The sequence below is a fragment of the Ralstonia sp. NFACC01 genome, assembly GCF_900115545.1.
Taxonomy (GTDB): domain Bacteria; phylum Pseudomonadota; class Gammaproteobacteria; order Burkholderiales; family Burkholderiaceae; genus Ralstonia; species Ralstonia mojiangensis.
In genome coordinates, this window is sequence record NZ_FOWV01000003.1 from 252,039 (window position 1) to 278,144 (window position 26,106).

Below are 26,106 nucleotides of genomic sequence, written 5' to 3' on the forward strand. Positions count from 1 at the left end.
ACCCCTGGTAAACCCGCCCCCATCCGGAGACCGCATGCCCGCCCCCAATTCGCCCGCAACGCTTGTGCGCCGCACCCAAAGCCTGGCGGACGTGGTGGTGGACCACATCAAGGGGCGTATCGCGAACGAATCCCTGCGCGTTGGCGACAAGCTGCCGACGGAATCCGCATTGATGGAAGCACTCGGCGTGAGCCGTACCGTGATACGCGAAGCCATTTCGCGCCTGCAGGCCAAGGGGCTGATCGAAACGCGTCACGGCATTGGCAGCTTTGTCCTGCCGCCGCGCGCCGACAACAGCATCCAGCTGGGCGATGCGTCCACACTGCACGACATCCTGAGCATGCTGGAATTGCGCGTCGCCATCGAGACAGAGTGCGCAGGGCTGGCCGCGCAGCGCATCTCTCCCGCCGAGATCGACGCCCTGCGCATGGCACTTGAAGCCATCGAGCAGGACCAGGCGGAGGGCAATGACAGCGCCACCTCCGATCTGCAATTTCATCTGAGCATTGCGCGCGCAACCGGCAATGAACACTTTGTTGGCGCCCTCGCCCAGCTCGGCAAAACGCTCATCCCTCGCACGCGGATAGGACTGGCGCAAGTGGGTTATCTGAACGCTCCGGAACTGCGTGCCACAGTCAACCGCGAGCACCACAGCGTCTTTGAAGCCATCGCCCGCAAAGACCCGGAAGCGGCGCGCGCTGCCATGCGTATGCACCTGTCAAATAGCCGCGAACGCCTGCGGCGCGCGCACGAAGCCGCCAGCACGCAACCACCCGCAGCGGCGGGCTGAGTTGGCGCCACTAGCAAGCAGTTGTACGACGTCTTATTACTCAACATCGCCGGCTCCGCGCTCCAACGTGTTGGGCGCTCTTGATAAAGATTTGCATTTCCTCGCTCTCAGCCACGTAACCTGAGCTTGCACCGACCCCTCGTGGGTGCGCTCCGGTCGCGGAAGAGAGAGCCGCGGCCTTCTTGGCCCTGATGCTGCTGTCCCGAGTATCAGGGCGTTTCTTTTTGGCAGCCGCCGCTCGAGCCGCCTGCCCGACCAATGAAAAAGCCCCGACTCGCGGGGCTTTTATGCTTTCGAACGCCGCACTCAGCGCTCGCGTGCCATCAGGTGATAACCGGCCAGCAGGATGACGGCGCCCGCCACCGACCCGACAAACCCCGCCGACTGCCCAGGCTCATACCAGCGCATCAACTGGCCGAGAAATGCGGCTGTCAGCGCGCCGGCAATTCCCACCATGATCGTGAGAAGGAAACCGCTGACGCCTCGTCCTGGCGTGATCCACCGGGACACAAGCCCGGCAAGAAAGCCGATGAGGATGGTGATACAGAGCAATTGCATGGCAGTGGCTCCGTGGTCAAGGCGGTCAGTGCGTTGCCACCGCTTCCATCACGCGCTCCAGGCAGAAGCCCTGCCCGTAGATGGCGCGCAGGCGCAGACCGTTCTCCGTGCCAAGCCGCAACTTCTTGCGCAGGCGCGAGACATGCGTATCGAGCGTGCGTGAATACGGGCTCAGCTCGCGGCCCCAGAGCGCGAGTTCGATGTCTGCGCGCGAGAGCACACGCCCCGCATTCGCGAACAACAACAGCGCGAGCTCAAATTCACGCGCATGCACTGACACCGAAGCATCATGCAGGCGGATGGAACGGTTCTGTCGATCGAGCGTGTACGGCCCTAGCCGAATCTCCGACGCTCTCACGGCCCGGCTCACGGCAAAGCGGCGGATCAACGCATCGAGCCGCGCGAGCAACTCCGGTGGACGGATATCGCCTTGGAAGCACAGGTCTGCGCCGTGGTTGAGTGCGTCTGCCGTCTCGGTATCGGCCTGGCCATCGGCGAGATAGACGATTGCCATACCTGGGCCGACGCGCTCGCGCACGGTACGCACGAGCGATAGGCCCGGCATGTCATGCGCATGCGCGCCGACCATCAGCAAGTTGATGCCGTGCACATCAATGGCTTCAAAAACTTGGCGGGAGAGAAACAGCGGCACACATTCGAAGCGCGTGGGCTGCAGCGCGTTGTGAATCGCCTGCTGGCGGGCGAGGTGCGTGTCGATCAGACCGATTTTCATGGCTCGGTTTCGTAGTTGACTGCGTGCGGCGCGGTCAAGCGGTGGTGCGACGATAGTGCAGTTGTGCATTGCTGTCGTCGCGACCATCGCCGCGCCACATGGATACGTGCCGACCAGCCAGCCAGAAGCGTTCGACCTGCGGCGGGTTCCCGTCGCCGCGCAGGGCTTGATGCAGTTGGGCGCGAACGCGTTCGTATTCGCATTCGCTCAAAACATCGGTTGCAGTCTGGCTCAACATTCGTGGCGCCTCGGGCGTGTCTGTGCTCAGTTTTCCAAGGTGCCGTCGTCTCTCGACCGGTGTGTCACCGGCGCATGCTGTGCGGGTCGGCCAATGAACTGTAGGGCCGCCGCAATACCAAAATGCAAATGATTGAAAAGGAAATGTGGCAAAGGCCACACGAGACCGCGATGGCCTCAGGCGTCGTGGCGACGCGCGACGCGCGGTAGCGACAGCGTGAAGGTGGAACCAAGCCCCGGAGCGCTTTGCACGGCAATGCGGCCGCCGTGCCGGTCGACCACCGTTTTCACGAATACGAGGCCCAGCCCGCTGCCGGACGGCGCGTTGGCCATGTCCTCATGCAAGCGGTGGAACGGCTGGAACAAGCGCGGCTGATCAGGCAGGGCAATACCGGCACCTTGGTCGGCCACGGCCACTGAGAACGTCGCCTCGTCCTGTTCTACCGACACGGTGACCACAGAACCCGCCGCGCTGAACTTGATGGCGTTGTTGAGCAGATTCACCAGTGCGCGCACGAGCAAACGCGGCTCGGCCCGCACGGCCGCTTCGATGTCGGCCACCACGCGCACTTCCACCTGGTGACGATTCGCGAGCGGCCAGACCTCGTCAGCGGCGTCGAGGACCAGGCCCACCAGGTCCACATCCACCAGCTTGAGTGTTTGCGATTCGGCGCGCGCCAGGTCGATGAAGGCGTCGGCCAGTTCCAGCGTGCGCGACGACAGTTGCTCAATGCGTGAGAGCAGCACGTCGCGATCCAACGCGCGCGACGCATCGCGCTGCAGCTCGATCAGAGCCAGGATGGCGCTCTGCGGCGAACGCATGTCGTGTGAGATGAAGCGCAGCGCTTCTTCGCGATGGCGCTCGGCCTGGCGCACGGGGGTGATGTCGGCAAAGCTGACGATGATATCGACGGGGCGACCCGCTTCGTCCCGCAACGCGGCTGCGTGCATCAACATCGAGCGGCCATCGTGTGTCTGCAACTCGACAGGCTCGAGCCCGGTGGGATTGGCCAGCCAGCGCGCCCAGTAGTACTCGCCAGCGGCGGGGTCGGAAAACGCACGCGCCAGCAGCGTCGGCAGGTCGCGCAACGCGGCGGCGCGGTTCTGGCCGGGCGTCTGCAATTGGCCGGCCAGATCTGCGCTGCGGCCGTTCGCCAGGCGGATCGCGCCGTCGTGCGTGCAGACGACCGTGGCATCAGGCAGGCTCTCCAGGGCATCGGCCAGGAAGCGGCGCAGCCCGCGCAGCTTGTCAATGAGCGAGGCGACGGCATCCATGTGCGCGCCCAAGGTGCGGCCGGTGCGGGCGAGCGGCGCGGTATCGCCCAACAAGCCGGGCTCGCGCGCCAGGCGCTGCATCTCGTCGCGCAGAAAGCGCAACGCGGCTTCCTGCTGGCGCCAACTCCACAGCGGATACAGCACCAGCGGGCCAACCAACGCGGCAAACGGCGGCAACCAGCGATTGCCGAACACCAGCGCACCAACCGTGCTCAACAACAACACGGCGGCACCCGCCAGCGCCACGGCAAGCGCCATGCGCGGCGTGAGCCAACGCACGGCAAACGCGGTCATCAGCAAGGGAAGCAGCGTCATCGCCCAGAACACGCCCGCGGGCACAGGCAGGATGGCGCTGCCGTCGAGTACGGTTTGCGTGGCGTTGGCCAGCACTTCGACGCCGCTCATCGTGCGCGAAGGCGGCGTCGCAAAGATATCGGATACGCCCGATGCCGTCGCCCCGATCAGCACCAGCTTGCCGGCAAGCACCTCGGGCGGCACGTGACCATTGAGCACATCCAGCGCCGGCACATGCCGGTATGTACCGGCCGGGCCCGCAAAATTCAGGCGGATATGCGCCCGCCGCGTCCAGCCGCCGGCATCGGTCTCCACATCAGACAACACCGGTATGGAGGCCGGCGGTTGCGCTACCTGCCGCGCGAGCTGCACGGCAAGATGGTCCAGCACATGAGCACGCGGGCCCTCGGCCAGATACATGCCACGCACGACGCTGTCCGCGTCGGGGGCGGCATTGATATGTGCGACGGACGCGTTGATACCAAGGAACGGATAGTGATACACGCGCCCCTGCTCCGTGCGCTCAGGCAGCGCGGGCAGGATGACGTTTCCAGCCCGCTCGATGGCAGCGGTCAACGCCCGATCGCCTTCGGGCTGCGCAAGATCGGGCTCGATCAGCAGAATATCGACGCCGATGGCGCGCGGCTGTGCCTGGCCCACGCGCGCAATCAGATCGGCCAGCCGGCTGCGCGGCCACGGCCAGCGCCCCACCGCGTCAAGGCTTTGGTCATCAATGGCCACGATGACGATATCGTCGCGCGGCGCATGCCCGTGCAGCGTGATGACGGTGTCGTACAGCGCCGCGTCAAGCCGCGCGACCACGCTCCAGCGCACCGCACCCAACGTCAGTAGCGCAGCCAACACCACCAGCACGCCCCACTCCACCAACGCGCGCCGCCCCAGGCTGCGCACATCCGACTTGGCGGGTACGGGTTCAGTCATTGAGAAGGAGATTGCTGCCGCCGCTCTGCACCGGGCTGCGCGCGGAGTCACCGACGAAGGTGCCGACGTCAATGCGCTGCGGCTTAGCGTAGACCACCGATGCCGCATCGCCCAGGTCTACGCCGGTGCGGATGTAATACACGCCGGACGGCGGCCGCGGAATGGTGGCCTCATTGCCTTCGCTCACAATGTCGGCGATGGGCTTGGCGAAGCTTGTGTCGCCCGCCAGTTGCACACGCGTGCGCGCGCCAGATGCCGCCAACTCCGGCGGCAGCGCAGACCAGTGAGCGTGCAGCTTGCCATCGTCGCCGGCTTCCACTGCGGCTGTCGGCACGGCATCCGGTGGAATGTCGAGCACGCGAAAACGCAGCGCATCGCTCCACGGGCCCGTCTTGCCGTCTGCGGCCACGGAGCGCACACGCCACCACCATGTGCCGGCCGTCAATGGCTTGGTCAGACGCACATCTTTGGCATGCTGCTGGACAGCCGGCGAGGCAAAGGTCTCTGCGTCTGCGACTTCCATGTCGTAGCTGCCAGCATCGGACACGGCAGCCCATGCGAATGCCACGTCGCCGCTGCGGTAAGTCCGGACGGTGGCGGGCTGGATCGTATAGGGCGCTTCCGGGTGCAGGCGCACGGTGAACGGCCGCGTGGCCGACTCGCTTGTCAGCCCGAGCGCATCGATGCTTTGCACGACGAGCGTGTAGTCGCCGTCCTCATCGCCGCAGAGCGTTACTGCGGGCGTCTTGCTCAATTGGTAAGCGCTGAGTTCGGTCAGGGCGGCATCGCGCGCCACGGCAGCTCGATAGCCGACCGCGCCCTTGACGGGCTGCCACGTTGCGCGCAGGCACGGCGTCTGCACAAGCTGGGGGATGGCGTCGAGCTTGGGCGCAGCAGGCAGCGCTGCGCGCTTGAGGTGCCCATCCGATGCCTGCACGCCAAAGCCGGCCTTGACCGCCTGCTGCTGGCGACCGGCGCGCGTGGCCACCTCGCCTTCGAGCACGGAACTCGTCGATACGGCTTCGCTCGCCTGCACGCGGAAACGCGTACCGCGCACGCCCGTCACCAGCGCGGGCGTGGAAATCTCGTACCGGCCCACACCGCTCTTCCTGGGCGAGACATTGGAGTCGGCCTCGCCCTGCTTTACGTGCACGCGCACGTCGATCAGCCCGGCACGCGCAAACGCTCGCACACGCGACAGCGCCACGTGGCTGCCCGGCGGCACAGTGACGCGCGTGCCGTCATCAAATGCCAGCGTCACAGCGCCTTTGTCGCCGGTATCAATCTGCGAGGCTTCTGCGAGCCTCATGCCCGCTTGCAGTGGCTTGCCGCCGGTCGTTGCATCGCGGGCAAACACCACCTGGGCCGTCGCCGGCACCACCGGAATGCGATCGAACGGAATCCGAACGAGCGAGCCGGGCTTCAACCGATACGGATCCACCACATGGTTGCGCTGCTGCAGCAGGCGCCAGCCATCGACGCTGTCCATGTAACGCGCTGCAAGGTTGATCAGTGTGTCGCCCTGCTGTACGCGATAAAGGAAATCGGTGCCATCGGCGCCGGAAGGCTGAGCCGTTGCCGGCTGCCACACGCCGCCAAAAAGAACGAACGCGCCGACAAACGCGGCGCGCCCAATCAAACCACCCCAGATTGCGTCAGCTTGCTTCACCATCTTCCTGCGTGGTTTCGAGGCGATAGCCATGCGAATACACCGAGACCAGCCGCACGCCATTCTTCTGATTGAGATCGAGTTTGAGCCGCAGCTTGGAGATATGCGTGGCCAGTGTGCGCGAATCCGGCCCAATGCTCCGCCCCCAGACCGCCTGCTCGATCAGCTCGCGCGGCACCAGCTTGCCGATGTTGCGGAACAGGTACAACCCAAGATCAAACTCGCGCGGCGACAGCTCGACCTGCGAGCCATTCAACGTCAGCACGCGCCCGACCGGATCCACCGCATACGGGCCGACGCGAATGCGTTCGAGCGATTCACCCGTGCGCGGCGCTGCACGACGCAGCAGCGCTCCGACGCGTGCCACCAATTCGGCGCGACGCACCGGCTTGATGACGTAATCGTCGGCGCCGGCAGCCAGGCCCCGCACCACGTCGTCTTCGAGCGATCGGTTGGTCAGAAACAGCACCGGCAGCGCCGGGCCGACCGTCTGCCGCACCCAGCTCACAAGCTGGATGCCGCTGATATCGGGCAACTGCCAGTCGAGCAGCAGCAGATCGAACGTGCGATCCCGCAGCGCCTTGACGAAGGCATCCCCGTTACTGAAACACTCGCATTCGTATCCGGACGAAACCAGGATCTCTCGGATCAAATCCGATTGCGCCTGGTTGTCTTCTACCGAGGCAATTCGTATCGCCATCTGGACTGCCCTTTCCCCGTAACGGGTCCGGCTATCGCTATGCGGAATGCCGGGTCACTCCCTTTGTCGTTTTGATCGGGTCCCGGACCGGTGCATCGTTGTTCGATCCACCAGCCACCATTGGCGCGGCACATGCCCCCGCGCAAGACCTTACCCACGCCCTGCCAGCAGGTATCGCACACCGGCTTGAGCCCAACTCATGCTAAAAGGCCGCCCCTGTCATATTGCAAACAATTGTGAAAAGCCAAGCGCGGAGCCGAGTTTCCATGGCGTTCTATCATTTTTTATCACGCCATTACAAGGTGCGAGTGTGGAGCAAGTATAGAGGCTGGCCCGCCGGCTGGCGGCGGCTACCGGGTATACGTACCCCGCGCCTCACAAGCAGGCCCTCCACTAGCGCCCCTGCCCGCGCGCCCAAGTCGCGGTCGCTGCCCAGAACCCCAGCGCCACCAAGCTAAGAGCTGCCCCCAGTACGCATACCCAGGGCCACCCCGCCCACGCATACACCGCGGTCGAAGCCGTCGCCCCCAGCCCGCTTCCTGCGGCATAAAACAGCATGTACGCGCCGACCAACCGACTATGTGCTTCCGGCTGCAAGCGGAAAATCAGACTCTGGTTCAGCACATGCACGGCTTGGCCACCCAAATCCAACAAAATCACGCCGACGATCAGCCACGCGAGATGCTGCAGCCCGAGACCGAGCGGCAACCACGCGAGCAACAGCAATCCCAGGGCGATGCCCGTTGTCGTCTGCGCCCAGCCACGGTCAGCCAGATGCCCCGCTCGCGCAGCAGCCAGCGCACCAATCGCCCCAACCAAACCGAATGCACCGATGCCCGCCGTTGAGAGCGCATAGGGAGGAGCGCTCAAAGCTAGCGCCATCGCGCTCCAGAACACATTAAACACCGCGAACATCAGCAAACCGATCAGGCCGCGTACCTGCAACACAGGTTCGGTCATCAAGAGTTGCCCCATCGAGCGCAGGAGCGCGGTGTATCCCATGGGAGAAAGCGCGGTCGGCGGGGCAGGCAACGAGCGCCACAGCAAAAAAAGCATCGCTGCCGAGAAACCGGCTGATGCCGTATAGACGGCGCGCCAGCCTGCGGCATCCGAGATCCAGCCAGCAACGGCACGCGCCAGCAAAAGACCGATCACGACCCCGCCCTGCACCGCACCGACCACACGCCCGCGCTCTGCCGATGGCGCCAACGCGGCGGCACAGGCGATCAGTCCTTGCGTCATCGCGGTGCCAAGCAAGCCTACGGAGAACATGCCGAGCAGCAGCCACCAGCGCATCTGCGTAAGGGCTACCGCGAGCAACGCCAGCGTGAGCAGGACGAGCTGCATCAACAGCAACGGCTTGCGTGGCCAGCGGTCCCCCAGCGGCACGACGAGCGCCAGGGCAAGCGCACAGCCAGCTTGTGTCGCGCCGATGATGCCGCCCGCCCATGCATCGCTGAGTGCAAATTCACGGGCCAATGGTTCGAGCAACGGCTGGGCAAAGTAGACGTTCGATACGCTAGCCGCTGCGCAAAGCGCCAGCATGACAACCCACGCGCGGGGCAGTGCTGCAGAGGGAGCGGCACGCTCGGTAGACGAATGTTCGGCAACGCAATCAGAGGGCATCGGCTGCCTCAAATGGTTTTAAATTAAAACCACTTGAGTCTAGGCAAACCAGTTTTTTCATGCAACCACTTAACCGAGGAGGGATTGCTTGGCAATGCCGTCTGGATCTGCGCCAACGCTGCGGCGGCGCGCTGTCCAAACTAAGGAATGCAGGACGGAGACGTTAGGCCGAAGCAAGCGCATCGTGCACGATGCAAAAACAAAAAGCCCCGAACCAGTCGGGGCTTTTTTCATTCTGGAGGCGGAGGCCGGAATCGAACCGGCGTACACGGCTTTGCAGGCCGCTGCATAACCACTTTGCTACCCCGCCAGGGGCTCAGCACCGCATTGTAGCAATTCACGAAGAACCGCGTGTTTGCCGTGCCGATAAAGAAAAAGGGAAGCAAGGCTTCCCTTCGGGATTGGAGCGGGAAACGAGGCTCGAACTCGCGACCTCAACCTTGGCAAGGTTGCGCTCTACCAACTGAGCTATTCCCGCGTAACCGGTTATGCCGCCGCGCCATCACATCAACACGGCCACACATTTCAAACTGGAGCGGGAAACGAGGCTCGAACTCGCGACCTCAACCTTGGCAAGGTTGCGCTCTACCAACTGAGCTATTCCCGCATTTTGGCTATCAGCACTGCCGTACAACCTTTGTGCTGCCAGACCGTTTGCGTCACATCACTGCAACGCGAGAACGAAATTATGGCAAAGAAAGATCGTCCTCGTCAACAGTTTTGCGCAAGAGTTTTTACAGGCTCATTTTGCGCGCTCGCGAATCTGTGGCCAGGCGAGCTTCATGTAGTACGCCATCGACCACAGCGTGAGCACCGCCGCCACGTAAATCAGCCACGTGCCCCACACCTGCGCGTCGATCATGCCGAACAGGCGGCCCTCGAACAGCAGCAACGGAATCGCGATCATCTGGAAGGTTGTCTTGAGCTTGCCGAGGAAGTTGACGGCCACGCTCTTCGACGCGCCAATTTGCGCCATCCACTCACGCAGTGCGGAGATGGTGATCTCACGGCCAATGATGACGAGTGCGATGACGTCCGAGACACGGCCCAATGACAGCAGCACCAGCAGCGCGGCGGCCACCATCAGCTTGTCGGCGACCGGATCGAGGAAGGCCCCGAAAGCGGACGTCTGGTTCCAGCGGCGAGCAAGAAAGCCGTCGAACCAATCGGTGAGGCTTGCAACGATGAAGAACACCGCGGCCGTGAGGTTCTTGGCGGGCAGTGCCATCCAGGTGTCCGGCACGTAGAACACGCCCACCACCAGCGGGATCATGGCCACACGCAACCAGGTCAGGAGGATCGGGAAGTTGAAGGGCATGGCAAATCGAGAGGACAACCGCCGCGCAAGCGCAAACCGACGCGACAAGATGGGGCATTGTCGCCGATCAATGCAGCTGACGGTAGATTTCTTCGGCCAGGGTCTGCGAGATACCTTCCACCGTGGCGAGTTCGGCGACGCTCGCTGCCAGCACACCACGCAGGCCGCCGAAGCGCGCCAGCAACCGCTGCCGGCGCTTGGCGCCGATGCCTTCGATCTCTTCCAGCCTCGACGTATTGCGCGCCTTGGCCCGCTTGGCACGCATGCCGGTGATGGCAAAGCGGTGCGCTTCATCTCGAATCTGCGCGACAAGCATCAGTGCAGCGCTGCCCTGACCTAACTCCAGTGACGGGCGACCATCGGCAAAGATGAGCGTTTCCAGGCCGACCTTGCGCCCCTCGCCCTTGGCCACGCCGACGAGCAACCCAATATCCAGCCCAAGCTCCTCAAAGACCTGGCGCGCGACTTCCACCTGTCCCTTGCCGCCGTCGATCAGCACAATGCTTGGCATGTTGGGGGTGTCTTCGCCAGCCTGCTCGACGATCTTCTGGTAGCGGCGCGTGAGGACTTGCCGCATGGCCGCGTAGTCGTCGCCCGGAGTGATGTCCTGGATGTTATAGCGGCGGTATTCGCTGTTTTGCATGGCGTGGCTGTGAAAGACCACGCACGAGGCCTGCGTGGCTTCGCCGGCGGTGTGGCTGATGTCAAAGCACTCGACCCGCAGCGCGGCGAGGTCTTCGAGATCAATGCCGATGGTCTCGGCCAGCGCAAGTGTGCGGGCCTGCTGGCTGCCTTGCTCGGAAAGGCGACGCATCAGCGACAGCTCGGCACCCTTCTCCGCCATCTCCAGCCACGCGCGGCGCCCGCCCTGCGGCTGACGCACAACCGAAACGCGGCGCCCGGCCTGCTCGGCCAGCGCGTCGATCAACTCGGTTGCGTGAATCTGATGGCTGACCACCAGCACCGGCGGCACAAACTGATCGAGATAGTGCTGCGCGACGAAGGCTTCGAGGATGTCGCTGGCCATGCGTTCGGCATCGCGTGATGTTTCTGCCGCAGTCTCACCATCGGCTTCCACATCCACGCCGACAATGGCGGCGCCCTCTTCAACATGCGTAGGGAAGTAAGCTTTGTCACCCAGATGGCGCCCGCCGCGCACCATCGCGAGGTTCACGCACGCGTGGCCGCCCTTGATGGCAACCGCCAGGATGTCGATGTCGCTGGCGTGGCCCACCTCCTCCACCGACTGCTGCTTGAGCACCGTCGACAATGCGCCGATCTGGTCGCGCACGATGGCGGCCTGCTCGAACTCCAGCGATTCAGCGTAGCGCTGCATCTTGTCCTGCAACGTCTGCATGACCTCGTCCTGCCGGCCCTGCAGGAAACCGGCGGCGTTGGCGACGTCACGCGCGTAATCCTCTGCGCTGATCGCCTGCACGCACGGGCCGCTGCAGCGATGGATCTGATGCAGCAGGCAGGGCCGCGTCCGGTTGTTGAAGACGGTGTCTTCGCACGTGCGGAGCTGGAACACCTTCTGCAGAATCTGCATGCTCTCACGCACCGCATGCGCACTCGGGAATGGGCCGAAATACTGATGCCTGCGATCGGTCGCGCCGCGGTAATACGCCATGCGCGGATACGCGTGCTGCGTGAGCTTCAGATACGGATACGACTTGTCGTCGCGAAACAGGATGTTGTAGCGGGGCGCCAGCGCTTTGATGAGGTTGTTCTCGAGCAGTAGCGCTTCGGCCTCGCTGCGCACGACCGTGGTGTCGATGCGCGCGATCTTCGCCACCATCATCGCGATGCGCGGCGAAAGCAGCGTTTTGTTGAAGTAGCTCGACACGCGCTTCTTGAGGTCGCGTGCCTTGCCCACATAGAGCACGTTGCCCTGCGCATCAAAGTAGCGATACACGCCCGGCAGGTTCGGCAAGCGCGCGATATGCGCTTTCGCGTCGAATTCGGGCACGTTCGCGGGCGCGCAGGGCTCGACGCTCTCGGGCGTCTCGGGGGGCTGGGGTTGCGTGGGGTCGGACGACATGGCGTTCGCTGGGTCAGAGGCCGTCAGTGTAGAACAAGCTGCCGACTACAATGTCGGCCCGCTCCTCTTCGTTGCCCGACTCGCCTTCCTGCATGCGCACCATCACATCCTGGGATCTCTTTTGCCGCGTCGTCGACAATTACGGGGACATCGGCGTCTGCTGGCGCCTGGCCCGTCAGCTTGTACAAGAGCACGGCCACACCGTCCGCCTGTGGGTCGACGATCTCCGCTCGTTCGAAAAGATCTGCCCCGCTGTTGACGCAAAGGCCGAGGCGCAGCGCGTCTCGGGCGTAGATATTCGCCACTGGGCTGACGATGCGCAGGTCGCCAGCCTGCTCGCTGCGGATGCACACCCCGCGCTGCATGACGTGGTGGTCGGCGCCTTCGCATGCGCCGTCCCTGAGCCCATGCTGACGCTCATGGCCGAGCGGGCATCCCAAGGATCGGCGCCGGTCTGGATCAACCTCGAATACCTGAGCGCCGAAAACTGGGTGGCCGAGCACCACGCGATGCAGTCGCCACATATGCGGTTGCCGCTGGTCAAACATTTCTTCTTCCCCGGCTTTGCACGCAACACCGGCGGCGTACTGCGGGAATCGCATCTTGGCGCCCAACGCAAGACGTTCGAGGCAAGCCCCGCCGCCCACCAGGCGTTGTGGCACCGCCTCGGCGTCGACGACCTGATGCGCGACAGCCCTGACGCCCTGCGAGTGAGCCTGTTCGCCTATGCCAACCCGGCGCTGCCAACGCTGGTCGCTCAGTGGGCAGCAGCGCCACAGCCGGTCATCTGCCTAGTTCCAGAGGGCTTGGCTGCCAGGCAAATCGCCGAGCTTTTGAGTGACGGCAGTGGCGCCCAGACAGGCGCGCGGTGGACGCGCGGCAACCTGAGCGTAGCCGTCGTGCCATTCGTGCCACAGGAGCATTACGACCCGCTCCTCTGGGCTTGCGATATCAACTTCGTGCGCGGAGAAGACTCATTCGTGCGCGCCCAATGGGCGCTGAAGCCTTTTGTTTGGCACATCTACCCTCAAAGCGACGACGTGCACCTCACGAAGCTGGACGCCTTTCTGGCGCGCTATACCGCCGCTCTGGCAGAGGCTGACGCCAAGGCGCTCATTGCTTTCTGGCACGCCTGGAATGGTGCGCCGGCGTCACTCAACTGGGCGGACTTTGCGGGCACCGCGGAGCGCCTGCGCGTACGAGCCGTCACGTGGGAGCAAAGCTTGATGCAACTAGGCGATCTCGCCGCGAATTTGGTGGCTTTTTGCGAAAAACAGGTAAAATAGCGGGCTGATCTGTATGCGACCCCCGGCTCTGACCTGGTTCGCGCGGCCCGGAGGGTATCGCGCGGTGCTTCGTTGCTTGGCGCGCATCGAACCCTCTTACTCTCAGGAAATGTGAAATGGCTTTGAAAATCGCGCAGGAACTCCGCGCTGGCAACGTGTTCATGATCGGCAACGACGCAATGGTCGTTCTCAAGACCGAGTACAGCCGTTCGGGCCGTTCGGGCGCCGTCGTCAAGATGAAGTACAAGAACCTGCTGACGGGTGCAGGCGGCGAATCGGTGTTCAACGCCGACGACAAGATGGACCAAGTCATCCTCGAGAAGAAGGAAGCCGAGTACTCCTACTTCGACGGCACGATGTACGTGTTCATGGACCCGGTCACCTATGAACAGTACAACGTTGAGCCTGCGGCCATGGGCAGCGCGCTGAACTACCTGCAAGACGGCATGAAGGTCGAGGTGACGTTCTACAACGAGAACGCTATCTCGGTGGAACTGCCGACGACGGTCGTTCGCGAAATCGTCTACACCGAACCGGCCGTCAAGGGCGACACGTCGTCGGGCAAGGTTCTGAAGGCGGCTCGCATCAACGACAACGAAGAATTCACGATCATGGTCCCGCTGTTCTGCAACATCGGCGAGAAGATCGAAATCGACACGCGCACCGACGAGTACCGCAGCCGCGCCAAGTAAGCTGGCGTCGCAGCAAGAAGAAAGGCTCCCTCGGGAGCCTTTTCTTTTTCGAGCAGACTTCTTGGCGTTTCGAGGCTACTTGATGAGTTTTGCCTCGCGTAACGTACGCAGCGCCTGCTTATAAGCCGATTGTTGCTGCAGCTTCGCCCAGTCCTTCACGGCGCGACCGCCAAACAACCGCCGCACGCGCCGCTGCGACGCCTTGCCCATCGGCACATCCAATTCGCCAAGCAGTTGATCGGCCTTTTCCGGTGCATTGCAGATCAGCACCATGTCGCAGCCGGCCGTGAGCGCCGCTCGCGCACCGTCGACGACCGTGCCAGCAACGCTCGCGCCCTCCATGCTCAGGTCATCGCTGAAGATCACGCCGTCAAAGTTGAAATGCGCCCGCAGCATGTCCTGCAGCCAGAAGCGAGAGAAGCCCGCCGGATTCGGATCGACCGCCGAATAAATCACGTGTGCCGGCATCACCGACTGCAGGCCGATTCCCATCCAGCCGTAGGGCTGCGCGTCGTCTGCGAGGATGGCCTCCAGCGGGCGCTCGTCCACCGGCACGGCGATGTGCGAATCGGCCTGGACGTAGCCGTGGCCGGGGAAATGCTTGCCGCAATTGGACATGCCGGCCAGGCGCAAGCCCAGCGTCAGATGGTTGGCGAGCATCGTGACCACGCGCGGGTCGCGATGGAACGCGCGATCGCCGATCACGCTGCTGCTGCCGTAGTCCAGATCGAGCACGGGCGTGAAGCTGAGGTCGATATCGCACGCGCGCAGTTCAGCGGCCAGCACATAGCCGCAAGCGGTGGCAGCGCGCGTGGCGGCCAGCACGTCGGTGTCCCAAAGCTTGCCCAGCGCCCCCATGGCCGGCAGGTGCGTAAAACCGTCGGTCTTGGCGCGTTGCACGCGACCGCCTTCGTGGTCGATGCAAATGAGCACGTCGTTGCGAATCGCGCGAATGGCCTGCGTAAGCGCCGTCAATTGCGCGCGCGATTCAAAGTTGCGCGCAAACAGGATCACACCGCCCGTCAACGGATGGGCAATGCGCCGAACATCGTCGGGGCCCAGTTCCAGGCCGGCAACATCCAGAACGATCGGGCCGGGGCGCTTCTGTTTCTTGGTTTGAGTCATGCGGAGGATTTCGTTTGCAACTCGGCGACGGCGAAGGCAACTGCGTAGTCGCGCTCGTCCGTCACACTGATCTGGATATGAAGGCTGTGCTGCGCAATCCAGTCGGCCAATTCGCCGCTGTAGCGCACCACAGGTTGGCCGGACGGCAAATTTAGCGTCTGTACCGCACGCCATGTCATCGGCCAGCGCATGCCGAGTCCGATGGCCTTGGACACGGCTTCCTTGGCGGCAAAGCGCGTGGCAAGAAACGCGAGGCCACGCCGCTCGGAGCGAGCCTTGCGGGCATGATAGACACGCAGCTCATCAGGCCCAAGCACCTTCTCGGCAAAGCGGCCGTTGGTCCGCTGCATCACGCCTTCGACGCGCTCGATCTGGATGATGTCGGTGCCGATGCCGTAAATCGCACCGGACGCTGAGGTGGCTGCGGCCCGTTCGTTCATACAGGCAGGCCCGGGTGTGCGGCGGCCGGCGTCGTGGACGACAACCGTGCCGCAACCATGATCGCCTTCATCTCGCGCACCGCGTTCTGCCAGCCGGCAAACACCGCATGCGCAACGACGGCGTGGCCGATGTTGAGTTCGTGAATGCCTGCGATGGCGGCAATCGGCTGCACGTTCGTGTAGTGGAGACCGTGGCCCGCATTCACGCGCACGCCCCAGCGGATGCCCTCTTCCACCGCGGTTTCGATGCGGACAAGTTCTGCCCGCAACTCGGCATCGTCTGTCGCTTCGGCATAGCGGCCCGTGTGCAGTTCGATGACGGGGGCGCCGGCAGCTGCAGCGGCCTCGATCTGCGCCGCATCCGGATCGATGAACAGCGACACGCGAATGCCCGCATCGGCCAGTTGCTTACAAGCGGCCTGCACCTTGGCAAAACCACCCACCACGTCCAGCCCGCCTTCGGTGGTCACTTCCTGACGGCGCTCGGGCACGAGGCAGACATCCTGCGGGCCGACGTCGCACGCGATGTCGAGCATCTCCTGCGTGACCGCGCACTCCAGATTCATGCGCGTGCGCAGCTGCGGTCGCAGCGCGCGCACATCGGCGTCCTTGATGTGGCGGCGATCTTCGCGCAGGTGCAAGGTGATGAGATCGGCGCCGGCTTCTTCAGCCAGCAGCGCCGCAGCGATCGGGTCCGGATACGTGGTGCCGCGCGCGTTGCGCAGCGTGGCGACGTGGTCGATGTTGATGCCCAGGTCGATGATTCCCGGCGAGGCATGAAAGATCATAGTTTCTGCAAGTCGATCAGGATCTGGCGCGTCGAAAGCGGCGTGCCGTGCAAATGATAATGCAGCAGGAAACGCATCAGGCTGCGGCTTTGCTGCGCGGTCGTTGGGCGAGAAGCGTAATCGTCGTGTTCCATGTCGATCAGCGTCTGGCCCCGCAAAACAGGCCAGGACGACGGATCACTCGGCAGCGTCCGCCGGATGCCGCGCTCTGGGTGATAGACGTATTCGGCGTCGGCTTGCACCGGCTCCCCGTCGATGCAGCGGTCGAGCCGCGCAGCGAAGCCAGTCTCACGTAGCAACACACGTTCGAACGCGCGTAGCGTGAAGGCCGCGGGTTCACCATGAGCAAGCTTGTTGAGTGTTTCGACGTAATGCGCGAACAGCACCGGGTGGCCATCTTCGCGGGCGACGAACTTGACAAGCAGTTCGTTCAGATAGAAACCGGATAGCAGCCCCTCCCCGCCCAGTGGCAGCATGCCGCCGACCCACTCGGCGCGGGTCAGCGTACGCACATCACCGCGCCCGCTCCAGGAAAGCGACAGCGGCTGGAACGTCTGCAGCACCGCGCGCAGGGCCGAATGCGGTCGCTTGGCCCCCTTGGCGACCAGCGCCATGCGCCCGTAGTCCGGCGTGAATACGTCGATGATGAGGCTGGTTTCCCGATACGGATAACTGTGCAGCACGAAGGCCGGCTGCGCAGCAACGCGTGTTTCGGAACGCCCGGCAGGAAAGCTCTTGCGCGGCGCGGCGCCGGCTACGCTTTCCTCGGCGAGCCATTCCGCGGCCTCGTCCGGAATCGGATCGGATCGTCCCGCCATCGAGCGTGTGTAGAGTGGCCCGGCTGAGTGGTTACTCGTAGCCGTAGGCGCGCAGGCCGGCTTCGTTGTCGGCCCAACCGCTCTTGACCTTGATCCAGACCTCCAGATACACCTTGCCGTCGAACAGTTTTTCCATGTCCATGCGGGCTTCGGTAGAGATCTGCTTGAGCTTGGCGCCCTTCGCACCAATGATCATTGCCTTGTGCGCGTCGCGGTCGACCAGAATGGTCACGAATACGCGGCGCAGGCGGCCTTCGGTCTCGAATTTGTCGACGATGACGGTGCTGGAATACGGCAATTCGTCGCCGGTCCAGCGGAAGACCTTCTCGCGAACAATTTCTGCGGCCAGGAAGCGCTCGCTGCGATCGGTCAGCGCTTCCGGGTCGTACATCGGTTCGCCTTCTGGCAGATACGGGCGCACGATGCCGAGCAAGCGGTCGATGTCGTCGCGGTTCTTCGCCGACATCGGCACGATTTCGGCAAACGGAAACACCTGTGCCATGTCCTGCAGGAACACGGCGACCATCTCGGCGCGCGTGTACGCGTCGAGCCTGTCGACCTTGTTGACGATCAGGATCACGGGCGTCTCGCGCGGCAGCAGCGAGAGCACCTTCTCGTCGTCCGGGCCATAGCGGCCGGCTTCAACCACGAACAGCACGGCATCCACTGACGTAAGCGTGGAGGTGACTGCGCGGTTCAGCGAGCGGTTCAGCGCCGTGGCGTGACGTGTCTGAAAGCCCGGCGTATCGACGAAGACGAACTGGGCGTCATCGGTCGTCTGAATGCCGGTGATGCGGTGGCGCGTGGTCTGCGCCTTGCGCGATGTGATGCTGACTTTCTGGCCCACGAGGGCGTTCATCAGCGTGGATTTGCCGACGTTCGGCCGCCCAACAATGGCGACCATGCCGCAGCGGAACCCCTCCGGCACACCAGATTCTGGCTGCGGAGGCTGCAATGGGGTGTCGCTCATTTACCTGATTATTCCTTCAACCTGAGAGACAACTGCGGATCGGGCGGCGTAGCCTGCTTGCGCGTCTTGCCGGTACGCTCGGCGCGGCTGCGCTTGACGAGCTGCGGCACCAGGCGATGCGCTTCATCCAGAGCCAGCTTGGCCGCCGATTGTTCGGCCGCGCGCCGCGATGCCCCGCTGCCGGAGACGCGAATCTCTAGCTTCGGAATCGAGCACTCGACCTCGAATTGCTGATTATGCGCCGCGCCGTGGGTGGCAACCACCGTATACAGCGGCAACGCAATCTTGTGACCTTGGAGGTACTCCTGCAACAGCGTCTTAGCATCCTTGCCGAGCGTGCGCGGGTCGACCTGTTCAAGGATCGGGATATAAAGCTTGCGAATCAGCGTGCGGGCAGCATCGAAGCCGCCGTCGAGGAACACCGCCCCGAAAATCGCTTCGAGCGCATCAGCTAGGATGGAAGGCCGGCGGAAGCCACCGCTTTTCAATTCGCCTTCGCCCAAACGCAGGGCATCGGGCAGCAGCAACATCTGCGCGATCTCATACAGCGCCTGCTGCTTGACCAGATTCGCCCGTACACGCGAAAGATCACCCTCATCCAGCTTGCCAAACATGCCGTAAAGCATGTCGGCGACGGCGCAATTCAGGATTGAATCGCCAAGAAATTCCAGGCGCTCGTTGTGCATCGCGCTGTGGCTGCGATGGGTGAGCGCCTGCTGCAGCAACTCCGGTTTGCTGAAGCGGTAGCCAAGACGTTGCTGTAGTGCATCCAAACTCATGTCAACGCTGGGTCCCCGAATAGGTGATCACCAGACCGATGGGGCCGTACAACGGGATCTCGCGCTTGTACGAGAAACGCACCGCCTGAATGGACCCACCGCCGTCCAGCACCTCCAGATCTTCACCCTTGATCGACGTGATGTCGTCGATCGCGGCTTGCTTGTCAAAGGCGTTAGCCACTTCTTCGCGCGTGCTTGCACGCTCGCGTGCCTGCTTGACGGCGCGCGTGATGGCTTGGTATTCCATCAGGCTTGGGACGGACCGAATGGCCGGTAGCACAAACGTGATCAGCACAATGATGCCGATCAGGATGCCGAACATCGTAATCCCGCGCGATGGGCGTTTCAGACCGGCCTGACGAATCCGCATTGCATTTCCCCCGTGGTGCAATTGTCGAGTTTCAATAAGAGATTTTTGCGTCACTTATCGGATCAATGGAAAGCACCGATCCGCTTCAGGTCACCCAGGTTCATCCAGATGAAGAAGGCTTTCCCGACGATGTTCTTGTCCGGCACGAAACCCCAGTAACGGGAGTCCGCACTGTTGTCGCGATTATCGCCCATCATGAAATAGTGACCTGCAGGTACCTTGCAGGTGAAGCCGGTCTGATTGTAAGTGCAGTTCTCGCGGAACGGAAAATCGTCCGGGCCAGAGACATAGGCCGGGCGATCGGCGTCGTTCAGGATGTTGTGCGTGACGTTGCCGAGCGTCTCCTGATAGTGCTTCGAGTACGTCAGGCGCTCGCCATCGAGGTAATCGGACTGCGGTGCGTAGGTGGCCGGTTGGCCATTCACGGTCAGGCGCTTGTTGTCGTACTTCACCACGTCACCGGGCACGCCGATCACGCGCTTGATGTAATCCATCGACTCGTCTTTCGGATAGCGGAAGACCATCACGTCGCCGCGTTGCGGTTGGTTCAGCTCGACGATCTTCTTGTTGACGATCGGCAAACGAATGCCATACGTGTACTTGTTGACGAGAATGAAATCGCCGATCTGCAGCGTCGGAATCATCGAGCCCGACGGAATCTTGAACGGCTCGATCACGAACGAACGCAGCAGGAACACTGCGGCGATAACCGGGAAGAAACTGGCGGTGTACTCCAGCCACCAGGGCTGGCGCAGCTTGTCCTCGGCCAGTTGCAAACGCGCGGCACCGATGTCGCCACCGCCGCCGTACTGCGCCTGCACCTGCGCACGCGCATCAAATTCAGCCAGTGCCGCGGCCGCAGCCGTCTGACGCTGGCGCTGGAACACGAGCTTGTCAGCCACCCACGCAATGCCGGTGAGGACGACGAGAACAAACAGAATCAGGGCGAAGTTCATGGATGAGAGATCGTCCGAGCGATGTCTGGATTATTTTTCTTCGACGCGCAGGATGGCTAGGAAAGCCTCTTGCGGAATTTCAACGGTACCAACCTGCTTCATGCGCTTCTTGCCCTCTTTCTGCTTTTCGAGGAGCTTCTTCTTGCGCGAGATATCACCGCCGTAGCACTTGGCCAGCACATTTTTTCGCAGCGCCTTGACGTTTTCGCGGGCGATCACGTTGGCGCCAATGGCTGCCTGGATTGCCACGTCGTACATCTGGCGCGGAATGATCTCGCGCATCTTGGCGGCCACTTCACGGCCACGGTACGTGCTGTTTGAACGGTGGACGATGATGGACAGCGCATCGACCTTGTCGCCGTTGATCAGGATGTCGACCTTGACCACGTCCGACACGCGGTATTCCTTGAACTCGTAATCCATCGACGCATAACCGCGCGAAACGGATTTCAGCCGATCGAAGAAGTCCAGCACGATCTCGCCCATCGGGATTTCGTACGTCAACTGGACTTGGCGGCCGTGGTAGCTCATGTTGATCTGCGAGCCGCGCTTCTGCTCGCACAGCGTGATCACGGCGCCCACATAATCCTGCGGCATGTACAGATTGACCGTGACGATCGGCTCGAGAATCGCCTCGATCTTGCTCGGGTCCGCCGGCATCTTGGCGGGGTTTTCCACCTGCACCATCGTGCCGTCGCGCAGTTGCACCTGATAGACCACCGTCGGCGCGGTGGTAATCAGATCCATGTCGAACTCGCGCTCCAGGCGCTCCTGCACAATCTCCATGTGCAACAGACCCAGGAAGCCGCAGCGGAAGCCAAAGCCCAGCGCCTGCGACACTTCCGGCTCGTACTGCAGAGACGCGTCATTGAGCTTGAGCTTTTCCAGCGATTCACGCAGCGCTTCGTACTGGTTGGCTTCCACCGGATACAGGCCAGCAAACACCTGCGGCTTGACCTCCTTGAAGCCCGGCAGCGGCGCCTCGGCCTTGCGCGGTGCCACGTGGGTGATGGTGTCACCCACCTTGGCTGCCTTCAATTCCTTGATGCCGGCGATAACGAAGCCCACTTGCCCGGCAGACAGCGATTCCCGCGGCACGGACTTCGGCGAGAACACGCCCACCTGCTCCACCAAGTGCTGCGCACCGGTTGCCATCAGCAGAATTTTGTCTTTGGCGCGCAGCGTGCCGTTCACCACGCGCACCAGCATCACCACGCCGACATAGTTGTCGAACCACGAGTCGATGATCAGCGCTTGCAGCGGCGCGGCCGGGTCACCCTTGGGCGCCGGCACCTTGGCAATCAGCGCTTCCAGCACATCGGCCACGCCTACGCCGGTCTTGGCTGAGCAGCGCGTCGCATCGGTCGCGTCGATGCCGATGACGTCTTCGATTTCCTGGATCGCGTTGTCCGGATCAGCCGCAGGCAAGTCGATTTTATTGAGCACCGGCACCACTTCCACGCCCAGCTCGATGGCGGTGTAACAGTTGGCAACGGTTTGCGCCTCCACACCTTGGGAAGCATCGACCACCAGCAGAGCACCTTCGCACGCGGACAGCGAGCGGCTGACTTCGTAGCTGAAGTCGACGTGTCCCGGGGTATCGATCAGATTGAGGTTATAGACCTTGCCGTCCCGTGCCTTGTAGGACAACGCGGCGGTCTGCGCCTTGATGGTGATGCCGCGTTCCTTCTCGATGTCCATCGAGTCCAGTACTTGGGCTTCCATCTCGCGGTCGGAGAGCCCGCCACACAACTGGATGATGCGATCGGCCAGCGTCGATTTGCCGTGGTCGATGTGGGCGATGATCGAGAAATTGCGGATATTGTCCATCGAATGCGTCGAAAAGCGCCCATCCCGGGCGCGTCTGCCGGGAGCGCGAGGCGGTTCCGGCATGGCCGGCGCACATTGGCTGCGCTGGCGGGAGGTATTGGGTTCCAAGCCGAACTTGCGACACAGAAATCGTGCAATGCAAAAATCGGCGCTAACAGGCGATTTTACCGGATTTCAGGGGGCTTCCCGCGCCTCTTTTTGCGGCAGGGGCGCTGTGTCAGGCGCGCGCGCCGTCTGCGCTGCAAGCCATGCCTGCACGGCAGGCACATCGAGAAAGTAGTGACACAACTCCCGCACGTCTTGGGGCGAGGCTGCCGGCCCTCCGGTCATCAGTACTGGCACCAATTCGTCAAACCGCGCTTCCAGCGCCGGATCGCTGTCGACGTCCACTTCATGCAGCACAAAAGAAAAACCGCGCCGGAGCGGCTCCAGCGCGTTCTTCATGTCGTCGCACAAGTGGCAGTACGTGCGTCCGTAGAGCGTCAGCTCGATCACTGGCCGCTACCCGAACGGGCCGCGCTCGGGCGCAGCGTCACCACCTGGGTCGCATCGCCACGGCGTACAAACACGGCCACCATGCGGTTTTTGTCGAGCTTGGCGACCACCTCGTTGAACTGCTTGGCGTTGGCAACATCGGTATCACCCACGCGCAGGATCAGGTCGCCCGGTCGAATGCCGACGCGCGCCGCCGGCCCTTCAGAGACCTGCACTTCAACGCCACTCTTGGTCTTGAACTCGCGACGCGCGCCGTCAGACAGGTCAGCCACCACCAGCCCCAGCGCATTCGGCTTGCCCGGACCCTGCTGGCTGTTATCAGGCTGCGCGCCCTTGGCGCGCTGCGCCACCTTCGTGTCGGCCTGCAACTCGGCGACCGTCACGGTCAGATCGCGCGTTGCGCCCTTGCGCCAGACCTGCACGGTAGCGCGCGCGCCCGGCTTGGTTTCGCCGACTTGGCGCTGCAGGTCACCCGCCTTCTCGACATCGCGCCCGTTGTACTTCAAGACGATGTCACCCGCCTCGATGCCTGCCTTGTCGGCAGGACCGCCCGATTCGACATTGCCGACATAGGCGCCGCGCGCCCGGCCCAGACCCAGCGACTCCGCCGCGTCCTTCGGCACGTTATCGATTGCCACACCGATGCGACCACGTGTCACGCGTCCTGTCGCCTTCAACTGCTCAGCCACACGCATCGCCTCGTCGATCGGAATCGAGAACGAGATGCCCATGTAGCCGCCGCTTTGGCTGTAGATCTGATTGTTGATGCCGATTACCTCGCCGCGCAGGTTGATCAACGGGCCGCCCGAGTTGCCTGGATTGACGGCCACGTCGGATTGGATGAACGGCAGGTAGTCGCCCGTATCACGCCCCTTGGCCGACACAATGCCGGCAGTCACCGTATTGTCCAGCCCAAACGGAGAGCCGATTGCGAGCACCCACTCGCCTACGCGCACCTTGTCGGAATCACCGAGCTTCAGGCTCGGCAGCGCACTCGCTTCGACCTTGACGAGCGCCACGTCAGTACGCTTGTCCAGGCCGATCAGCTTGGCCTTGTATTCGCGCTTGTCGATCAGCGTGACATAGATGGTTTCCGCGCCTTCCACCACGTGTGCGTTGGTCAGGATGTAGCCGTCGCCCGAGATGATGAAGCCGGAACCGACACCGCGGCTCTGCTCCTCTTCCTGTTGCGGCGGCGCGTTGCGGCGCTTCTGGCCCTGCCCGGGCATGCCCGGCATCGGTACACCGAAGAAGCGGCGGAAAAATTCGGCCATGTCGTCATCGTTCGGACCACCCTGCTGCATACGAACCTTTTCGGTCGTGCGGATGTTGACGACAGCGGGGCTCACCTTCTCGACCAGATCGGCAAAATCAGGCAAGCCATACGTGCCCGTGGCCACGCTACCCGTGGCGTTCTGTGCGTGGGCCGGCGCCAGCGCGCTCCCGACCGCCACAGCGGCGGCAACGCACAGCAGACGCAAGGCGTGAACGGATCGAGCGGTACGCATGAAAGCTCCCCGGAACAAGAACAGATAGAGAATTGGCACTGCGCGACTACGTCGCGCACCCAAGATAGATGCCGGCTTTTGGTTATTGCGGCGCGCTGGCCGGCTTGTTGGCCGCGTTGGCGGACACCGGCTTGTAGTCGACTGCTGCGCCAAACTGCTTGATGGTAGCAAACGGGACTTCGCCTACGACCGTAAGCCAGAAATCGGCAACACGTCGCACCATCACATGCGTGGCACCTTGGGAGATAAAGCCTTCGCGACGCGTGCGCTTTTCCGATACCGGCTCGATAAAGAGCGACAGTCCCGCCAATCCGTCGCTAAACACGACTTGCTGGACCTCGAAACCAGAACTGTTCTTTCCGGCTGGCGCAATATCGCCCAGCGGACGGCGCACCTCACGGATCTTCTGGAAGCCCTTGACGGGGCTGCCGATCGTCCAGCCTTGCTCGGCCAGATTAGTCGGCTGCGTCACGATCTCGTACTGATTCCAGCCGTTCAGGTTCCTGAGCGCAGTGACGATCTTCTGCTTTTCCGACGGCACACCCAACTCAACTTGCGAGAAGGCCACCTGTTCAAGCACCTTGCCGTCTTCACCAATGGTCTGGGCGCGCATCAACAAACCACTGTTGCGCTCCGCCCAGATTCGGTAGGCATAACGGTAGCCGTCCTTCGGATCGAGCTGGAAGACTTCGCAATCCATGCCTGCCACGCGCTCGGTCGGCAGATGGCGCATGTCGTATTGATCAAGCACATCGCCGTTGGTGGTGGCGAGCAGCGCGGGGAAGCTGTCCTTGTGCTCCTGCTTCTCTGTCACAACGAGTTTGACGTCGTAAATCAGGTTCCGGACAACATCATTCTGGCGCAGCATCTCCCGCTGTTTGCCGTCCAGCGCTTCGACGCGCTCGTACTCGTTGTTGAAAAGATCAGCGTAGTGCTGGATGCGGGTGGAGTGCATGCCGGTGCCACGCTGGTACGTGAGCGTCCCGACATAGTTTTGCTTGAGCGCTGCGCGATGGATTTTGGCCAGCCAGGAGGCAGCCTCCTTGCGCGGCATGGGGTCGGGCTGCGGCTGAGCAGCTGTCGCCAGCGCCGAAACACACAGAAGAAGAAAAACCGACCGACGAACGGCCTGCAGCTTGCTGGCGCCTGCCCCGGCAACGGGGTGCCACACCTTCGACATGGATGCCCGCATTATTCCTGATTGGAGTCCTGGGTGTTCGCCACCCCATTGGCCACTGCACGCAGATACGGAACCACCATACCGTTGGTTGCTGATTGCCGGTGGGCGCTCAGGTATTCATCCAGACGGGCGTCGCGGATCATCGGCGTATTGTCAGTGGCCGCCACGGTCAGTGCCTGTGCACCGGTAGCTTGCGTCGCTTTGGCGACCAATGCGGGGGCACCATCAACGCCATCGGCAGTACCGCGCAGTTGCGGCACGACGACCCAGCTAACGGCCGCCACCGCCGCAGCCACGGCGGTCGTAGGCATAATCCGGCGGACCCAAGCCGGGCTGACCAGGAAGCGGTGCCTCTCTTGGGCCTTGGCACGCTGCGCTACAGCCGGCACCAGGAGATGCGGCTCGGCGTCGAGCTTGGCCGAGAACCGGCTGAAGAAATCTTCAGAGGAACGCGTGTTCAGCAGATCTTCCGACCGGAGCACGTCGCCGATCAATTGATATTCGCGCCAATGCGCCGCGCCTTCGCCATCCTTGGCGAGTTCCACGGCAGACGACACCTCGTGCGTTGCAACTTCACCGTCCATCAAGGCAGAGATGCGTTGTGCGAACTCCACTTCTGCCGTTTGCAATTGAGCCTGACCCATTTCCCGACCCCAAAAACTCCAACGTCCAATCAACGATCCGAG

At 62.9% G+C, this 26,106-nt stretch carries 25 protein-coding genes and 3 tRNA genes; 3 read left to right on the top strand and 25 right to left on the bottom strand.

Going from position 1 to position 26,106, the window contains the following annotated elements; all coding sequences use genetic code 11:
- The first annotated feature begins 34 nt into the window (after window positions 1-34).
- The gene (locus BM136_RS09145) at window positions 35-790 is read left to right on the top strand and encodes a FadR/GntR family transcriptional regulator (protein ID WP_092971557.1); all 756 of its coding nucleotides are present in this window, start codon (window positions 35-37) and stop codon (window positions 788-790) included.
- A 306-nt stretch (window positions 791-1,096) separates the two neighbouring features.
- Here BM136_RS09145 and BM136_RS09150 read toward each other — a convergent pair whose 3' ends face one another.
- From BM136_RS09150 to uvrC, 12 genes are all read right to left on the bottom strand, one after another.
- A complete protein-coding gene (locus BM136_RS09150) occupies window positions 1,097-1,348 on the bottom strand; it encodes a GlsB/YeaQ/YmgE family stress response membrane protein (RefSeq protein ID WP_092971558.1) in 252 nt (83 codons plus the stop codon).
- 25 nt (window positions 1,349-1,373) lie between these two features.
- The gene (locus tag BM136_RS09155) at window positions 1,374-2,081 is read right to left on the bottom strand and encodes a response regulator transcription factor (RefSeq protein ID WP_092971559.1); all 708 of its coding nucleotides are present in this window, start codon (window positions 2,079-2,081) and stop codon (window positions 1,374-1,376) included.
- 34 nt (window positions 2,082-2,115) lie between these two features.
- Entirely contained in the window at window positions 2,116-2,319 is a 204-nt protein-coding gene (locus BM136_RS09160; protein ID WP_092971560.1) for a hypothetical protein, read from the bottom strand.
- A gap of 176 nt (window positions 2,320-2,495) precedes the next feature.
- On the bottom strand, window positions 2,496-4,829 hold the full coding sequence (locus BM136_RS09165) for a CHASE2 domain-containing protein (protein WP_092971561.1): 2,334 nt from the start codon (window positions 4,827-4,829) through the stop codon (window positions 2,496-2,498).
- Window positions 4,822-6,501 (bottom strand): FecR domain-containing protein, encoded by a 1,680-nt coding sequence (locus BM136_RS09170; RefSeq protein WP_092971562.1) that lies wholly within the window; start codon window positions 6,499-6,501, stop codon window positions 4,822-4,824. The genes BM136_RS09165 and BM136_RS09170 overlap by 8 nt, the downstream gene beginning before the upstream one ends.
- A complete protein-coding gene (locus BM136_RS09175; protein ID WP_092971563.1) occupies window positions 6,485-7,198 on the bottom strand; it encodes a response regulator transcription factor in 714 nt (237 codons plus the stop codon). The genes BM136_RS09170 and BM136_RS09175 overlap by 17 nt, the downstream gene beginning before the upstream one ends.
- Window positions 7,199-7,591: 393 nt before the next feature.
- The gene (locus BM136_RS09180) at window positions 7,592-8,743 is read right to left on the bottom strand and encodes an MFS transporter (RefSeq protein WP_092971564.1); all 1,152 of its coding nucleotides are present in this window, start codon (window positions 8,741-8,743) and stop codon (window positions 7,592-7,594) included.
- 317 nt (window positions 8,744-9,060) lie between these two features.
- A tRNA-Cys gene (locus BM136_RS09185) sits at window positions 9,061-9,134 on the bottom strand.
- 92 nt (window positions 9,135-9,226) lie between these two features.
- A tRNA-Gly gene (locus tag BM136_RS09190) sits at window positions 9,227-9,302 on the bottom strand.
- A gap of 53 nt (window positions 9,303-9,355) precedes the next feature.
- A tRNA-Gly gene (locus BM136_RS09195) sits at window positions 9,356-9,431 on the bottom strand.
- 135 nt (window positions 9,432-9,566) lie between these two features.
- Complete coding sequence (pgsA, locus tag BM136_RS09200; RefSeq protein ID WP_004635606.1) at window positions 9,567-10,142, bottom strand: CDP-diacylglycerol--glycerol-3-phosphate 3-phosphatidyltransferase; 576 nt, start codon at window positions 10,140-10,142, stop codon at window positions 9,567-9,569.
- A gap of 67 nt (window positions 10,143-10,209) precedes the next feature.
- Window positions 10,210-12,183, bottom strand: a complete 1,974-nt coding sequence (gene uvrC / locus BM136_RS09205) for an excinuclease ABC subunit UvrC (RefSeq protein WP_092971565.1) — start codon at window positions 12,181-12,183, stop codon at window positions 10,210-10,212.
- 92 nt (window positions 12,184-12,275) lie between these two features.
- Here uvrC and earP point away from each other — a divergent pair, with 92 nt between their 5' ends.
- On the top strand, window positions 12,276-13,469 hold the full coding sequence (gene earP, locus BM136_RS09210; RefSeq protein ID WP_092971566.1) for an elongation factor P maturation arginine rhamnosyltransferase EarP: 1,194 nt from the start codon (window positions 12,276-12,278) through the stop codon (window positions 13,467-13,469).
- 122 nt (window positions 13,470-13,591) lie between these two features.
- The gene (gene efp / locus BM136_RS09215; protein ID WP_024542043.1) at window positions 13,592-14,161 is read left to right on the top strand and encodes an elongation factor P; all 570 of its coding nucleotides are present in this window, start codon (window positions 13,592-13,594) and stop codon (window positions 14,159-14,161) included.
- Window positions 14,162-14,236: 75 nt separating this feature from the next.
- Here efp and nagZ read toward each other — a convergent pair whose 3' ends face one another.
- The 13 genes from nagZ to BM136_RS09280 all read right to left on the bottom strand — a co-directional run bounded on the left by nagZ (window position 14,237) and on the right by BM136_RS09280 (window position 26,064).
- Window positions 14,237-15,286, bottom strand: a complete 1,050-nt coding sequence (nagZ, locus tag BM136_RS09220) for a beta-N-acetylhexosaminidase (RefSeq protein WP_092971567.1) — start codon at window positions 15,284-15,286, stop codon at window positions 14,237-14,239.
- Entirely contained in the window at window positions 15,283-15,726 is a 444-nt protein-coding gene (gene acpS, locus BM136_RS09225; RefSeq protein ID WP_092971568.1) for a holo-ACP synthase, read from the bottom strand. The genes nagZ and acpS overlap by 4 nt, the downstream gene beginning before the upstream one ends.
- Window positions 15,723-16,514, bottom strand: a complete 792-nt coding sequence (pdxJ, locus tag BM136_RS09230; protein ID WP_092971569.1) for a pyridoxine 5'-phosphate synthase — start codon at window positions 16,512-16,514, stop codon at window positions 15,723-15,725. Before pdxJ ends, acpS begins: the two co-directional genes overlap by 4 nt.
- Window positions 16,511-17,332, bottom strand: coding sequence for a DNA repair protein RecO (gene recO, locus BM136_RS09235; protein ID WP_045204385.1), 822 nt, complete (start codon window positions 17,330-17,332; stop codon window positions 16,511-16,513). Before recO ends, pdxJ begins: the two co-directional genes overlap by 4 nt.
- A gap of 31 nt (window positions 17,333-17,363) precedes the next feature.
- Window positions 17,364-18,302, bottom strand: coding sequence for a GTPase Era (gene era / locus BM136_RS09240; RefSeq protein WP_004635627.1), 939 nt, complete (start codon window positions 18,300-18,302; stop codon window positions 17,364-17,366).
- 8 nt (window positions 18,303-18,310) lie between these two features.
- Window positions 18,311-19,081, bottom strand: coding sequence for a ribonuclease III (rnc, locus tag BM136_RS09245; protein WP_024976097.1), 771 nt, complete (start codon window positions 19,079-19,081; stop codon window positions 18,311-18,313).
- Window position 19,082: 1 nt separating this feature from the next.
- Window positions 19,083-19,451, bottom strand: a complete 369-nt coding sequence (locus BM136_RS09250; RefSeq protein ID WP_092971570.1) for a DUF4845 domain-containing protein — start codon at window positions 19,449-19,451, stop codon at window positions 19,083-19,085.
- Window positions 19,452-19,513: 62 nt separating this feature from the next.
- The gene (gene lepB, locus BM136_RS09255; protein WP_092971571.1) at window positions 19,514-20,407 is read right to left on the bottom strand and encodes a signal peptidase I; all 894 of its coding nucleotides are present in this window, start codon (window positions 20,405-20,407) and stop codon (window positions 19,514-19,516) included.
- A gap of 30 nt (window positions 20,408-20,437) precedes the next feature.
- Window positions 20,438-22,237: a translation elongation factor 4 gene (gene lepA / locus BM136_RS09260; protein WP_092971572.1), complete on the bottom strand. Its 1,800-nt coding sequence runs from the start codon at window positions 22,235-22,237 to the stop codon at window positions 20,438-20,440.
- A 174-nt stretch (window positions 22,238-22,411) separates the two neighbouring features.
- Window positions 22,412-22,732 carry a glutaredoxin family protein gene (locus BM136_RS09265; RefSeq protein WP_024976101.1) on the bottom strand — a complete coding sequence of 107 codons (321 nt, stop codon included), beginning with the start codon at window positions 22,730-22,732 and terminating at the stop codon, window positions 22,412-22,414.
- On the bottom strand, window positions 22,729-24,240 hold the full coding sequence (locus BM136_RS09270; protein ID WP_092971573.1) for a DegQ family serine endoprotease: 1,512 nt from the start codon (window positions 24,238-24,240) through the stop codon (window positions 22,729-22,731). The genes BM136_RS09265 and BM136_RS09270 overlap by 4 nt, the downstream gene beginning before the upstream one ends.
- Window positions 24,241-24,322: 82 nt before the next feature.
- Entirely contained in the window at window positions 24,323-25,420 is a 1,098-nt protein-coding gene (locus BM136_RS09275) for a MucB/RseB C-terminal domain-containing protein (protein WP_092971879.1), read from the bottom strand.
- 11 nt (window positions 25,421-25,431) lie between these two features.
- Window positions 25,432-26,064 carry a sigma-E factor negative regulatory protein gene (locus BM136_RS09280; protein WP_092971574.1) on the bottom strand — a complete coding sequence of 211 codons (633 nt, stop codon included), beginning with the start codon at window positions 26,062-26,064 and terminating at the stop codon, window positions 25,432-25,434.
- Window positions 26,065-26,106: the final 42 nt, after the last annotated feature.